At 69.5% G+C, this 13,303-nt stretch carries 10 protein-coding genes and 1 pseudogene; 2 read left to right on the forward strand and 9 right to left on the reverse strand.

Going from position 1 to position 13,303, the window contains the following annotated elements:
- Positions 1-177 precede the first annotated feature (177 nt).
- From KA711_02255 to KA711_02295, 9 genes and pseudogenes are all read right to left on the reverse strand, one after another.
- Entirely contained in the window at positions 178-1,479 is a 1,302-nt protein-coding gene (locus KA711_02255; GenBank protein MCM0607807.1) for a HAMP domain-containing histidine kinase, read from the reverse strand.
- Entirely contained in the window at positions 1,476-2,804 is a 1,329-nt protein-coding gene (locus KA711_02260; GenBank protein MCM0607808.1) for a sigma-54-dependent Fis family transcriptional regulator, read from the reverse strand. Before KA711_02260 ends, KA711_02255 begins: the two co-directional genes overlap by 4 nt.
- 10 nt (positions 2,805-2,814) lie before the next feature.
- Positions 2,815-4,023 carry an ABC transporter permease gene (locus tag KA711_02265; protein ID MCM0607809.1) on the reverse strand — a complete coding sequence of 403 codons (1,209 nt, stop codon included), beginning with the start codon at positions 4,021-4,023 and terminating at the stop codon, positions 2,815-2,817.
- Positions 4,024-4,025: 2 nt separating this feature from the next.
- Complete coding sequence (locus KA711_02270) at positions 4,026-5,336, reverse strand: ABC transporter permease (protein MCM0607810.1); 1,311 nt, start codon at positions 5,334-5,336, stop codon at positions 4,026-4,028.
- Positions 5,336-6,613, reverse strand: coding sequence for a TolC family protein (locus KA711_02275; GenBank protein MCM0607811.1), 1,278 nt, complete (start codon positions 6,611-6,613; stop codon positions 5,336-5,338). The genes KA711_02270 and KA711_02275 overlap by 1 nt, the downstream gene beginning before the upstream one ends.
- Positions 6,610-7,299 carry an ABC transporter ATP-binding protein gene (locus KA711_02280; protein MCM0607812.1) on the reverse strand — a complete coding sequence of 230 codons (690 nt, stop codon included), beginning with the start codon at positions 7,297-7,299 and terminating at the stop codon, positions 6,610-6,612. The genes KA711_02275 and KA711_02280 overlap by 4 nt, the downstream gene beginning before the upstream one ends.
- Positions 7,299-8,579, reverse strand: coding sequence for an HlyD family efflux transporter periplasmic adaptor subunit (locus tag KA711_02285; GenBank protein MCM0607813.1), 1,281 nt, complete (start codon positions 8,577-8,579; stop codon positions 7,299-7,301). Before KA711_02285 ends, KA711_02280 begins: the two co-directional genes overlap by 1 nt.
- Before the next feature lie 305 nt (positions 8,580-8,884).
- Positions 8,885-9,424 (reverse strand): annotated as a pseudogene (locus KA711_02290) (hypothetical protein).
- A gap of 178 nt (positions 9,425-9,602) precedes the next feature.
- Positions 9,603-10,514 (reverse strand): LysR family transcriptional regulator, encoded by a 912-nt coding sequence (locus tag KA711_02295; GenBank protein ID MCM0607814.1) that lies wholly within the window; start codon positions 10,512-10,514, stop codon positions 9,603-9,605.
- A 172-nt stretch (positions 10,515-10,686) separates the two neighbouring features.
- Here KA711_02295 and KA711_02300 point away from each other — a divergent pair, with 172 nt between their 5' ends.
- On the forward strand, positions 10,687-11,478 hold the full coding sequence (locus KA711_02300; protein ID MCM0607815.1) for a crotonase/enoyl-CoA hydratase family protein: 792 nt from the start codon (positions 10,687-10,689) through the stop codon (positions 11,476-11,478).
- Between the two features lie 26 nt (positions 11,479-11,504).
- Positions 11,505-13,286: an acyl-CoA dehydrogenase gene (locus KA711_02305; GenBank protein MCM0607816.1), complete on the forward strand. Its 1,782-nt coding sequence runs from the start codon at positions 11,505-11,507 to the stop codon at positions 13,284-13,286.
- Positions 13,287-13,303 lie beyond the last annotated feature (17 nt).

The raw sequence follows: 13,303 nt of genomic DNA on the forward strand, positions 1-13,303 counted from the left end.
GAACTTCAGTCTAGCGCCGGGAGGCGGAGGTCGCGGCGGCTGCCCCTGGCGTTGGTCTGGGGCCGAAGCGGCCACCGCAGGGCACGGGCCGATCGGAACTTGGATTGCTGACGCTTTCACCAGGACCGGGTACGCGTGCAGGTTTCCGTTGGCGGCACGACTGTCGGTCGAGCCCGCTCAGACCGGCCAGTGCAGCGTGGCACGCAGGCCGCCTTGGGAACGGCGCCCCAGGCTCAACCGGCCGCCGTGGGCTTCGATGACCTCGCGGGCCAACGCCAGCCCCAGGCCCGTGCCACCGCGCTTGGTGGAGTAGAACGGCAACAAAGCCTGGGTGAGCACGGCGTCGCTCGCGCCAGGCCCTCGGTCGGCGACGCTGAGCTGCCAGTGCGCACCCTCGCAGCGCAGGCGCAGCTGCACCTCGGTGGCAGCGCTGCCGCTCTCGTGGGCGTTTTTCAGCAGGTTGAGCAGCGCTTGCTCGAACTGCGCGGCGTCCACCCAGCCTGGCGTGGTCGGCACGGAGCCATCGACTGCAAACGGCTGCAAGGCCTGCAGCCGCGCCAGCCACGGCCCCCAGTCCAGAGCTGCGCGCTGCGGTGCCGGCAGTTTGGCGAACTGGGCGTAGCCGGCCAGGAAGGCGTGCAAGTGGCGTGAGCGTGCTTCGATGCGCTCAAAGACCTCGGCGAGCTGCGCTTCGTCGGCACGCCGGGCGAGTTCGGCGCCGCTGTGCGCCATCGACTGCATCGGCGCCAGCGAGTTGTTCAGCTCGTGGCTGAGCACACGCAGCACCCGCTTCCAGGCGGCCACCTCCTGGCGCGCAAGTTCCTGCGTCAGCGGCCGCAGCAGCACCAGGCGCAGCGGCAGCCCTTGCAGCAGCAGCAGGCGTTGGCTGACGAGCCATCGGTCGCCCTCGGGGTCACTGCCCAGCTGCACCAGGCCTTCGGCGCGGCTGCTCAGCAACTCGGCCACACCCGCCGGTGCGGCTTGCAGCAACTGGCTCAGGTGCAGGCCTTGCAGCCTGCGCCCTTCGGCCAGCAGCTGGCGGGCCGCGAGGTTGGCCACCAGCACCTCGTCGGCCTCGCTCAGCAGCAGCAGCGCCACCGGCGTGTGCTGCACCAGGGTGTCCAGCAGCCACTCGCGCTGCGCCAGCTGCTGACGCTCGGCGCGGATGGTTTGAGCCAGCTGCTGGTACGCCAGGGCCAGGGGTTGCAGCTCACGCCAGCGGGTATCGCGGGTGAGCTGGGGGCCGAAGTCGCCCTCGCGCCAGCTCAGCACCAGCGTGTCCAGCGCGCTCGAAAGCGCTTGCAGCGGCGCCAACACAGCCCCTGCTGCAAGCCCGCCCACGGCGGTCGCAACGGCCAGCGCCAACACCAGCGACACTCCACCGCCGGCGCCCCAGTGCTGTGCCAGCGCTTGCGTGCCCAGTGCGGCCGCGCTGCAGGCCAGCGCCACCAGCACCACCGCACCGCGCAGCGACTTCACAGCCCGTGATGCGCCAGGCGCCGGTACAGCGCCTGGCGTGAAAGCCCCAGCGCGGCGGCGGCCCGGCTCACGTTGCCGCCGTGGCGGGCCAGGCACGCTTGGAGCTGCTCGCGCGAGGGCTCGTCAAGGTTGCGGCTTTCGATCGTTGGAAGCGCCTCGGCCAGGCCGAGGTGCTCGGGCTGCAAGGTCGTGGCGCCATCGGCCAACACCAAGGCGCGTGCGATGCAATGCCGCAGCTCGCGCACCTCACCCGGCCAAGCGTGTGCACGCAGGCGCGCCAGCGCGGCATCGCTGAGCAGGGCGCGGCCGCCCAGGAAGCGCTCAGTCAGCGGAGCCAAGTCTTCGGGCCGCTCGCGCAACGGTGGCAGCCGCAGCTCGATGCCGTTGAGCCGGTAGTACAGGTCGTCGCGGAACTGGCCGGTCTTCATCAAGGCCGGCAGGTCGGCGTTGGTGGCCGAGAGCACACGCACATCGGCATGGTGTTCACGCGGGCTGCCCAGCCGCAGATAGCGGCCGGTCTCCAGCACCCGCAGCAGCTTGGCCTGGCCGGCGGGGGGAAGGTTACCGATCTCGTCCAGGAACAGGGTGCCGCCGCGGGCGGCCTCCACATGGCCCATGCGTGCGCGCTGGGCGCCGGTGTAGGCGCCGGCCTCGGCGCCGAAGAGCTCGGCCTCGATCAGTTCGGCCGGCAGCGCGCCGCAGTTCAGTGCCACAAACGGGCCCTGGGCACGTGCCGAGTTGGCATGCAGCAGTTGCGCGATGTGTTCCTTGCCGCTGCCCGCAGGGCCGGTGATGAGCACCGGCAACTGCGAGCGCGCCACCGGCCCGGCCAGCTCCAGCAGGCTCAACATCGCCGGTGACTCGGCCACCAGATCGCCCAGTTGCACACGCTCGCGCAGCCGCGCCCAGCGCGTCCGCAGCTGCTGGCGCTGCTGCTGCGCCTGCGCTTGCGTCTCGGCCAGCTCCAGCAGGTTTTCCACCGTGGCCAGCAGCTTGGCGTCGTCCCAGGGTTTGGCCAGGTAGTCGGCCGCGCCGAGCTTGACCAGCTGCACCGCACGTTCGAGCTGCGTCCAGCCGGTGAGCAGGATCACCGGCAGGTCCGGCCGCACCGCGCGCACCTGCGCAAAAAGCCGCGCGCCTTCGTCGCCGCTGGTGGTGTCGGCGCTGAAGTTCATGTCCTGAATGACAAGGTCGGCCTGAGCCAGCTGCGCCAGACCCGCGTCGGGCGTGAGTGCAAGGCGGCACTCGACGCCGCGCAGCGACAGCAGCAGTTGCAGCGCGGCGCCGACGTCGGGGTTGTCGTCGATGACGAGGACGGTGGGCATCGTGCTCGGACTATGCCCGCATCGCAGCCGCAGCCGGCAGCCCGCTGGCGCGCCGTGCCGGCGCCAGCACCGCGAGCTGGCCCAGCCACAGCAACAGCACCGCGCCCAGTGGCAGGTAGAACCACGGCAGCGCCGGCGCGCCTTGCGGTTGCATCACGAACTGCGAGATCGCCAGCGCGGCGCCGGCCCCCACCACCACGCCCAGGCCACACAGCAGCAGGTTCTCGAGTTGGAAATACTGGCGGATCTGCGACTTCGTCGCCCCCAGCGCACGGCGCACGCCGATCATGCGCGTGCGCTGCTCGACCCAGAAGCTGGCCAGGCCAACGATGCCGAAGGCCGTCACCGCCAGCAGCGCGATGCACACACCGGCCAGCAGCCAGGTCATCGCGCGGTCTTCGGCGTCGTAGGCCTTGCGCATGTCGCTCAGCGTTTCGCCGCGGCGTACACCACGGCGCGGGTCGATCTCGCGGATCAGCGCAGTGGCGGCCTTGATCACCTGCTGCGCTTGGCCCGGCTCGACACGCAGCATGTACGTGCCGCCGCGGAAGCTCTGCCGCACCGGCGCGATCAGCGCGTACTGCGAGCGGTTGGCGCGTGGGTTGGTGTTCGGCAGCGTCTCCACCACGCCGACGATGGTCGAAGGACCGCTGAAGACGGACAGCGGCTTGCCCACCGCGTTCTGCCCAGGGTACATGGCCTCGGCCAGCGCGCGGTTGACGATCAACACCGGAACCTTGAGGTCCGGCTCGCTGGCGAAGCGGCTCGCAGACAGCACCTCTTCGGGCTGGAAGTTGCGCCCGGCCACCAGCTTCAGTCCGAGCACGGGCAGCAAGTGCTCGTCGCCGTCGTAGTTGCTGGCGCTGACGCGGGTGCCGCCGCGCTCGGGCCGGTTGCTCACGCCGCTGTTGTTGTGGCTGTCGCCGTAGATCACCTGGTTGCTCACGGCCGCGCCGCGTACACCGGGCAGCGCACGCAGGCGGCGCAGGTCTTCGGCGGTCAGTGGGTCGGCTTCCTTGATCGGCGAGACTGCGCGAAGGTCGATGTTGACCAGCTCGTGCTCGGACAGCCCACGATCAGCCACCAGTCGTTCAGCGCGCACCGTGATCATGTGCAGCGCGTGGCTCACGAACGCCAGCGCGAGCGCCACTTCGACGACGATGAGCCCGGCGGATATGCGGTGGCGCGCGAGTGTGGACAAGATGGGACGTAGGCTCATGTTCATTGCACCTTCAGTTGCTGCGCGGGGCTGACCAGCGTCGCGCGCCAGGCCGGAAGCAAACCCGCCAGCAGCGCCGCAGCCAGGCCCAGCAGCAGGGTCAAGCCGAGTTGGTTCGGGTCCATCTGCGCCAGCTGGGCGTAGCTGCTGGGGCCCTGGCGCACCGCCCACAGACCGGCCAAGCTCAACAGCGCGCCCAGCGCGCTGCCCAGCAGCCCGACCAGCCCGGCCTCGACGAGAAACTGTGTGAACACGGTGCGTCGGCTGGCGCCGAGCGCGCGGCGGATGCCGATCTCGCCAGCGCGGCGCAAGGTCTTGGCCAGCAGCAGGCCGGCCATGTTGACCAAACACACGCCAAGGAAGCCAAAGGCCAGGAAGGCCTGCAAGCGCACGTCGTCGGGCACGGCGCGGTAGTGGTCCAGCACCTGCGGCACGTTGCGCAACCGCACATTCACCGGGCGTTGAAAGCGACCTGCGGTGCGTTGCGCTTCGCTGTAGCGCTCCAGGTAGTTCTTGTAGCTTGCGGCCGCCTGCGCGTTCGGCAGCTCGACCCAGTACTGCACCCAGGCGCACTGAGCCTTCAGGCCGAGCGGGCCGTCAGCACCGGCGCCGTCGCCCCAGCAGTTCATGTTGCCGCTGCGGCCGAACTTGGCCGCCATCGCGCTGCTGAAGGGCAGCCACAGCTGCTGGTTGCGGCCGTAAGGGCCGATGGTGAAGTCGAAGAACATGGGGCTCAGCGGCCAAGGCTTCATGACGCCGATCACTTGAAAGCTCTGGCCGCGCACTTGCACGGGCTGACCCACTGCGGTCGTCTCGTCGCCGAAGAGCTGGCGCGCCAGTTCGCTGCCGATGACCACGACCCGTGCGGCGTCGCGGTCCTCCTCGAGCGTCCAGCTCCTGCCCTGCGCCAACGGCGCTTCGAACATGGCAAAGAAGTCGCTGCTGGCATAACGCGCCTCGACAAAAAAGGGCTCCGCGCCGGGCGTCTCTCGCACCACCCCCAGGTTGGCGCCGCTCATCAGGGTCTGGCGCGGCGCCTGGGCCTCGCGCAGCAGGGCCTCGGCGTCGAAGCGGGTGAGCTGGAACTGCGGCTCCTCCCCGGGCGTGTAGTCGACCAGGTCGCCGGCGTCGATCTGCACTTCGTAGAGTAGCTGGCTTTTGCCTGGGATGGGGTCGGCGGCAAGCACGCGATAGACCGTGAGCGTGGTCATGCAGGCGCCGATGCCCAGGCCCAGGGCCAGCAGCATCAGCAGTGTCAGCACTGGACTGGCGCACAGCGCGCGCAGGGCGGTGCGCAGGTGGTCGGCGAACATCAACGGGTCTCCAGAAAGGTGTTCAAGAGCAGGAGCGCGGCAGCGTCGAAGCGGCCTTGGGCGGCCAGGGCTTCGATCCAGGCCACCCAGGCATCGGCCTGCGCTTGTGCGGCCAGTTGGCGCAGCTGGGTCTGGGTCTGCAGCGCCAGCAACACGTCGCTGGTGCTGCGGCTGCCCTGCTCCTGGCCAACTCGCATCGCACTGACTGCTTGCGCCGCGGCTTCGAGCGCGCCCTGGGCGGTGGCGTGCTGCTCGCGCGCGGCGTCCAGCCGCTCCAGCGCGGTGGCCAGCAACCGCTGCTGCTCACGCTCGGCCTGGCTCAGCAAAGCTGCGCTGGTGGCCAGGCGGGCCTGCGCGGCAGCACGGCCGGCGGCGCGTTCGCCGCTATCCCACAGCGGCAAGCGCAGCTCCAGCTGCCAGCTCTTGCGGGACGCGAGGCCCGTGGGACCCTGCAGGTCGCGCTGCGCCTGGACCGCCAGGCTGAGCTGCGGCCAGCCGGCGCGGCGCGCGGCGCCGAGTTCGTCTTCGCGCGCCGCCTGTTCGCGGCGCAACGAGTTGATGAGCGGCGCACTCAGCGCGCTGGCGCTGTCCGGCACCGGTGGCAGCGCCTGTGCGGCCAGCGGCACCAGTGGCGCATCGAGCAGTGCTGCATCGCCGCTGTGCGCCACCAGCTGGTGACGCAGTGCGCCCAATTGCTGCGCGGCGCCGCGGGCGTTGGCTTCGGCCAGCCACTGAAAGCTCTGGCTCTGGCGCCAGTCCACGGCCGCGGCCAGGCCTTCGCGGAGACGCACCTGCATTCGTGCGGCCTCTTGCGCATAGGCCTGGGCGAGCTGCTGCTGGGTGGCCAGCAGTTGGGTTTGCGCATGCCACTGCACGTAGAGCGTGGCGCTCAGCTGGCGCAGCTGCTGCGCGGCGTGATCGGCGTCCAGCTCGCGGGCGGCCAGGCGCTGCTGCTGGGCGCGTTTGGCCAGCCACTGTTCGGCCTGCAACAGCGGTTGGTTCAGGCTCAGCGTGCCTTGCTGCGGCCCCTGGGCGCTGCTGCCGCCGGTGCGATCCCATTGCAGCGCCAGCTGCGGCCCGAGGCGGCTGCCGGCCAGCGCCACCAGTGCCTGCTGTTCCGCGCGTGCGGCCTCAGCGCTGTGCATCTGCGGCGCTTGCTGCTCGGCACGTTGGTGCAGCGCGAGCAGATTCAGCGCATCGGCAGCAGCTTGGGCGCTGGCTGCGGCCACCGTGGCGGCCAGCGCGAGGAGCCCCAGCCTCAGCGGCCCACACCTCACACCAGCACCTCGCGCTGCAAGCGGCCGTCAACGACCTGGCCGTCGACGATGTGCACGTTGCGCTGCGCACGCGCCGCCTGCTGCGGGTCGTGCGTCACCATGATCAGAGTCGTGCCCTCGCGGTGCAGCTCTTCCAGCAGATCCATCACTGCGCGCGCCATCTGCGTGTCCAAGTTGCCGGTGGGCTCGTCGGCCAGCAAAAAGCGCGGGCTGCCGGCCAGCGCCCGGGCAATCGCCACACGCTGCTGCTGTCCGCCACTCAGTTGGCCGGGCAGGTGCCTGGCACGGGCTTCCAGGCCGACACGCTCCAGCGCCTGCCGCGCGCGGCGTTGGCGTTCATCGGGCTTCACTCCGCGGTAGCGCAGCGGTACCTCAAGGTTGTCGACCACTGACAGATCCGGGATCAGGTTGAAGGCCTGGAAGACAAATCCGATCTTCTCGTTGCGCAAGCGGCTGCGGGCGTTGTCGCTGAGGCGGCTGACGTCTTCGCCGTCAAGTTCGTAGCGGCCGCTGGTGGGCGACTCGAGCAGGCCGGCGATGGTCAGGAAGGTTGTCTTGCCCGAGCCGGAAGGCCCGGTGACGGCCACGAACTCGCCGGCCTTGACTTCAAGGTCGAAGTCGCGCAGCGCATGGGTTTCGATCAGCTCGGTCCGGTAGGCCTTGCCCAGTTGTTGCATCTTCAGCATCAGCGACTCACGATGACGGTTTGCGTATCGGCCGGCTGGGATTCGAGCCCACCGACCACCACCTGCTCGCCGGCCTGCAGGCCGGCTTTCACTTCCACCCGATCGAGCGACTGAGCGCCCAGCTGAACCGCACGGCGCAGCGCCACGCCGTCCTTCAGCACCCAGGCCAGACGCCCACCGCCCTGCTCAATGAAGGGGCCGCGCTGCACACCCAGCACAGCGTCGCGACGCTCCAGCAGCACGCGCGCGGAAAGGCGCTGGTTCTGCCGCAGGTCGGCCGGCTGGCGGCCATCGGCAAAACGCAGCCGCGCTGCGACCTCGCCGTTGACGACTTCGGGCGACAGCGCGACGAGCGACGCCGCCACCGGCCTGCCGGCCACCATCACCTCGCCTTGCTGGCCCAGTTGCAGATCGCGCACCAGGCTTTCGGGCACTTGCAGCTGGACGTCCAAGCGTGTCAGGTCCACAAGTGTCAGCAGCACCGCGTCACGCGCCACGGTGGCGCCGTCGCCCACCAGGCGTTGGCCGATGGCGCCGGCCTGTGGCGCCCGCAGCTGCAGCAAGCCGGCCTGGCGTGCCAGCTCCTGGGCCTGCGTGGTGGCTCGCTGGAACAGCGCTTGACGCGCCTCCAGCTCGTACTTCAGCGCCTCGGTCTTTAGCGTGGCCGACTGGCGCGCCTGGTCGAGTTCGATGCGAGCCCGTGCCAGCGCATCACGTGCCGCTTCCCATTGCAAGGCGCTACTGGCGCCGGCGTCGAGCGCCACTCGCTGGCGCTTTTCCAGCCATTGCGCGGCCTGCAGCGCCAGCTCAGCCGTGGCCACCTGGGCTTGGGCTGCACCACGGCTGCTGGCGGCCTCGGCCCCCGCGCGCCGCAAGTCGGCGGCCAGGCTATCCGCATGGGTACGTTCTTGCGAGAGACGGGCCTCCAGCTCCGGGCTGCTGAGCTTGCCCAGAAGCTGACCGGCCTGCACCGCGTCACCCGCCTGCACCTGCCAAACCACGGTGCCGGTGGCAGGGGCCACGAGACTGAGGCTGGTGCCGGCGACCACACGGCCCTCGGCATTCACCTCGCGCACCAGCGGCGCCACGGTCACCGCGGCCACGGTCAGGCGCTCCAGAGGAACGCGCGGTGTGCCCCAGCGCTCGTGCCGCAAGCCGGCGAGCAGCGCCAAGGCCATCAGCAACAGCAGGGCGCCCAGCCAGGGCCAACGGCGGCGCCAGGCGGACGGGGCGGCGAGCGCACGATCCTGGCCTGCGGTGGAGGGAATGGGGGCGGACATGCCCTCTTTACAGCAAAGCCTGTGCCACGGCCTTGTCCCTGGAAGTCGCTGCGCCAAACCATGTCCGCGGACACCGTGCGGACACCATCCACCGCGTGCAGGCCATCAGGAGGATGAGGCGGGTACAGACGACTGCTTGCACCCTCGCTACCGCGGCGCGCGCCTGGCCCGAACAACCGCCTTCGTTGGCCCCACTGTGGCGGCAGAGCGCGTGAACAGCATCTTGGCTGCATGCCGTCGAGTCGTGACCGGCAGCATGCCGGCAACCTGACGATGTGGCGCGCCTCAGCGCGCCGTGCGCCGGTTCAATCGTTCGCTGCGCTCGGGCCGGCTCTGGTTCTGGAATGCCAGTGCAACGGCAAGAGCGGCTTCGGCGAACGACAAGGCCGCAGCAAAATGTGGAAGGGGCCGTGGCCCTCGAACTCCCGCGTCATCTGCCAGTGGGTGGCGCCGATCGCGTCCATCAACGACATCGAGTGCCCCTTGGGTGCGGTGTCCAGCACCACGAAGGCGCTGTGGCCCTGGCTGACGATGCCTGAGAACGCACGAAAGACGGCCACCTCTTCGGTGCAGGGCGACTGCAGGTCTTCCGGCAGCAGCGCCTGCTCGGCCGCGTCGAGCTTTGGGGAACCTGGCCGCCATGATCTTGTCGATGCAGCGCTGCGTCTTGTCCTTCGGGTCGATGCGGCTCACGTTCGATCCCGGCATGTCGCCGCTCAGCGTTCCGCCCGATGGGCTGCCGGATCGGTGGCGATCAGGTGCACGGAATTGCTGCACTGGACCAGCCCCATGGCCAGGGCCGCGGCGACCGTCGTCGTACCCAGACCGCCCTTGCCCATCACCATGATTAGCCCGTGCCCGGCGGCGGCCAACTCGTCAAGCGGCACGCGGTCCTGCGGCAAGGCCAGTACAGCAGCGCGATTTGCCACGAAGGTTTTCTGCGCTCGCTCCGTCGCGCACTTGACCACATCGGTGCACGCGATGGGTCGTCAATGAGCTGCGGGCGGCACAAGCCCGCAAGCCTCACAAGACAGCCACATGGCTCCGATCAGGTGTCGAGGGACCCTGCACGCCATGCAGCCATCGTTCCGACACAAACCTCACCAAGGCGCGTGCGCTCTCCGAGGCCTCCGGCATGGGCAAAGTCAGCGCGTGAACCGCATCCCCTTCTGCCAAGGGAAGATGCCAAGCGGGCAGCAAGTCCACGAGTTCACCTCTGGCAATGTGCCTGGCTACGCAGCAGTCCATCGTGATGACGACACCGGCGCCTGCCACCGCCAAGGCGATCAAGCCGTCCAGATCATCGCTGTAGGCCACACCCGAGACCTGCACGGGCTGGGATTGATGGCCGAGGCGCCACAGCAGCGTTGTCGGTGTGTCTCGCGCGGCCCCGAACAAGAGCAACGGGCGTGAGGCCAGCGCGGCAGGAGAGGAGAGCGATTCGAACCGTCCCGGCGCAGCGTAGGCGCTGATGCGGAAGGGCAGCACGCGCTGCGCCACCAGGTCCTCGGGCGGTTTCCGGGTGATGCGAAAGGCCACATCGATGCCTTCGCGCAGCAGATTGACGCGTCGATCGGTGAAGATCAGTTCGTAGCTCAGGGGGGGGTGCAACTGCTGGAATTCCGCCAGGACCGGCGCCAGCATGCTGCGGCCCAGGCTGGGCCCGCAGGTGATGCGCAGCCGACCAGCCAGTTTGGCCTGTGTCGACCGCAGCGAGCTGCGCGCTGCTTCCGCGGCGTCCAGGACCGCCTGGGCGCTTTGTGCCAAGCGCCTGCCGGCCTCGGTCAGTCCCAGCGAGCGCGTGGTCCGCGCGAACAGGGGCTGGCCCACCAGGGCCTCGATCGCGGCGACGCGCCGGCTCACCGCGGCGCGCTCCTGCCCCAGCTTGCGCGCCGCCCGCGCAAAGCTGCCCGCTTGAACGACGCGGGCGAACAACTCGAGTGCATTGGCATCCAGCCCGGCCGCCGCATCGATGCGCTGGGGCAGGGCCGCCGATTCAGGCGCGATTGGCTCTCTCATGGAACCGGTTTGTACTCTGATCCCGATCTAGTCCACCCCATGTTGCCTGCCTAGCATCGATCCACCTCAGTCAGAAACCCCAGGCTCCATGAACGACAGCACCGCCGGTTCCGTGACCCGCGAACGCCGCGACAACGTGTTTCTCATCGGCTTGAACCGAGTTGCCAAGCGAAACGCCTTCGACGCCGAGATGCTCTTCGACCTGTCGTCGGCGCTCGGCGAGTACGAACGCAGCTCCGAACTGCGCTGCGCGCTGGTGTTCGCGCACGGCGAGCACTTCTCGGCGGGCCTGGACCTGATGGCGCTCGCACCCCAGATGGCCAGCGGCACCTTGAGCTACCCCAGCGAGGGGCTCGACCCCTTTGCCGTGTCCGGCCCTTTGCGGCGCAAGCCGCTGATCGTGGCCGCGCAGGGCGCCTGCTTCACCGCGGGCCTGGAGCTGCTGCTGGCGGCCGACATCGCCTTGGCCGCCGACTCGGCGCGCTTCTCGCAGACCGAGGTGCTTCGCGGCATCACGCCCTCCGGCGGCGCCTCCATACGTTTCACCCGGGCCGCAGGCTGGAGTGATGCCATGCGCTACATGATGACCGGTGAAGAGTTCTCGGCCAGCGAAGCCCTGCGCATGCGGCTGGTCAGCGAGGTGGTGCCTGCTGCGCAGCTGCTCGAACGTGCCGTGACCCTGGCCCGGCAGGTCGCCCAGGCGGCTCCACTGGGCGTGCGCGCGCTGATTCAGTCGGCGCACCAGGCGTACGCCGAGGGCGAAGCTGCCGCAATGGCCGCCTTGATGCCGCGCCTGATGGGTCTGCTCAAGACACAAGATGTTCGCGAAGGCGTGATGGCCATGATGCAAAAGCGCGCGCCGGTGTTCAAGGGCGAGTGAAGACTGCCACGCAGGAAAGCTCGACCATGCTGGACTTCGCCCCCCCTCTGCGGGAGCAGCGCTTTGTGCTCGAGAACGTTCTTCGCGCCCCCGAGCTGTGGCGGCAATGGGATGCGTTCGCGCAGATCGAAGCCGCCGACGCCACGGCTGTGTTGGAAGCCGCGGCGCGGTTTGCGGTGGGTCGCTTGCTGCCCCTGGCGGCCAGTGGCGATCGCGAGGGCTGTCGCCGCGAGGGTGACCAGGTTGAGACGCCTTCCGGCTGGCCCGAGGCCTATCGAGACTACGTGGCGGCGGGCTGGCCCTCGCTCACGGTACCGGCCCACCTGGGCGGCCAGGGCTTTCCGCGTGCCCTGGGCGCCCTGGCGACCGAGAACCTGGCTGCCGCCAATCTGGCCTTCTCCATCTTCGCCAATGTGCGCGAAGGCGTGCTGGCCTGCCTCGCGCGATTTGCCAGTGCCGACGTGCTGTCAATGTTCGCACCGCACCTGGCCAGCGGCCAATGGAGCGGCACGATGTGCCTGACCGAGCCGCAGGCCGGGAGCGACCTGGGCCTCGTGAAGACCGTGGCCATGCAGGACGCCACCGGCTCGTGGCGGGTGTCGGGCCAGAAGTGCTTCATCAGCAACGGCGAACACGACCTGACGCCCAACATCGTTCACCTCGTGCTGGCCCGCACCCCGGATGCACCGGCGGGCACCAAGGGCATCAGCCTGTTCGTGGTGTCGCGCCAGCGGTTGATCGACGGCCAGCTTGGCGAGCGGAACGGCGTGAGCCTGATCGGCCTGGAGCACAAGCACGGGCTCCGCGCGAATGCCACCTGCGCCTTGGCCTTCGAAGGGTCGCACGCCTTCTTGGTGGGCGAATTGGGGCAAGGGCTGCGCTGCATGTTCCTCCTGATGAACGCGGCACGGCTCGAGGTCGGTGTGCAATGCGTGGGCCTGGCGGAGATCGCCTACCAGAACGCCTTGCAGCACGCTCGGACGCGCCTGCAAGGCCGTGCGCTGGGAGGCGCGGCACAGCCCCAGCTACCGGCCGACCCGATCATCAGCCACAGCCTGGTACGCCGGTCCCTGCTGGCACACAGGCAGTTCATCGATGGCGCGCGAGCGCTGGTGGCCTGGGTCGGGCTGCTGCTGGACCAGGAGCGGCATCATCCCGATCCCGACGAGTGCCGACGCTCCGGCGACCTGGCAGCCTTGCTCACCCCGGTGGTGAAGGGCTATCTCTCGGACCGGGCCGCCGAACACATCGGCGCCGCGCAGCGCCTCTTCGGCGGCTCGGGCTACATCGTCGAGACGGGCATGGAACAGCTCGTGCGCGACCAGGCCATCTGCCGGCTGTACGAAGGCAGCAACGAAATCCAGGCGCTGGATCTGCTGGGCCGCAAGGTGCTGGCCGATCAGGGCGCGCGGCTGAAGCTGTTGGGCGCGCTCTTCAGCGAGACGGCCCATCAGGTCGAGCAGCACCCGCGCCTGTCGCCATTGGCGGCTTGGCTGCGGTCCTGCGCCGAGGAGGTCGCCGCGGTGGCAGCGCATCTCGGCGTGGATGCGCTGTTCAAGCGCGAAACCGCAGGACACGCGGCGCCGGCCTTCCTGGAGCTGCTGGGCCACTGCGTCATGGGCTGGATGCAGGCCCGTATCGCGCTGGCCGCGGCGTCTGGTTCCGACACGTGGCACATCAACAAGGTGGCCATGGCACTCGACTTCGTGGGCGCCATTCAGCCGCGGATCACGTCCCTGCTTCTGGTCCTGCGCGGCAATGGCGAGAGTTTGTCGCGGCTCGAGGCCGTCGACTTCTCCGCCTTGTGACTGCACGATCCTTCACT

This window comes from Ideonella sp. WA131b (genome assembly GCA_023657425.1).
GTDB lineage: Bacteria > Pseudomonadota > Gammaproteobacteria > Burkholderiales > Burkholderiaceae_C > Rubrivivax.

Coding starts and splice junctions, on each gene's coding strand:
- KA711_02260 (MCM0607808.1), bottom strand. CDS start 2,804: ATGCCCACCGTCCTCGTCATCGACGACAACCCCGACGTCGGCGCCGCG.
- KA711_02265 (MCM0607809.1), bottom strand. CDS start 4,023: ATGAGCCTACGTCCCATCTTGTCCACACTCGCGCGCCACCGCATATCC.
- KA711_02270 (MCM0607810.1), bottom strand. CDS start 5,336: ATGTTCGCCGACCACCTGCGCACCGCCCTGCGCGCGCTGTGCGCCAGT.
- KA711_02280 (MCM0607812.1), bottom strand. CDS start 7,299: ATGCTGAAGATGCAACAACTGGGCAAGGCCTACCGGACCGAGCTGATC.
- KA711_02285 (MCM0607813.1), bottom strand. CDS start 8,579: ATGTCCGCCCCCATTCCCTCCACCGCAGGCCAGGATCGTGCGCTCGCC.
- KA711_02300 (MCM0607815.1), top strand. CDS start 10,687: ATGAACGACAGCACCGCCGGTTCCGTGACCCGCGAACGCCGCGACAAC.
- KA711_02305 (MCM0607816.1), top strand. CDS start 11,505: ATGCTGGACTTCGCCCCCCCTCTGCGGGAGCAGCGCTTTGTGCTCGAG.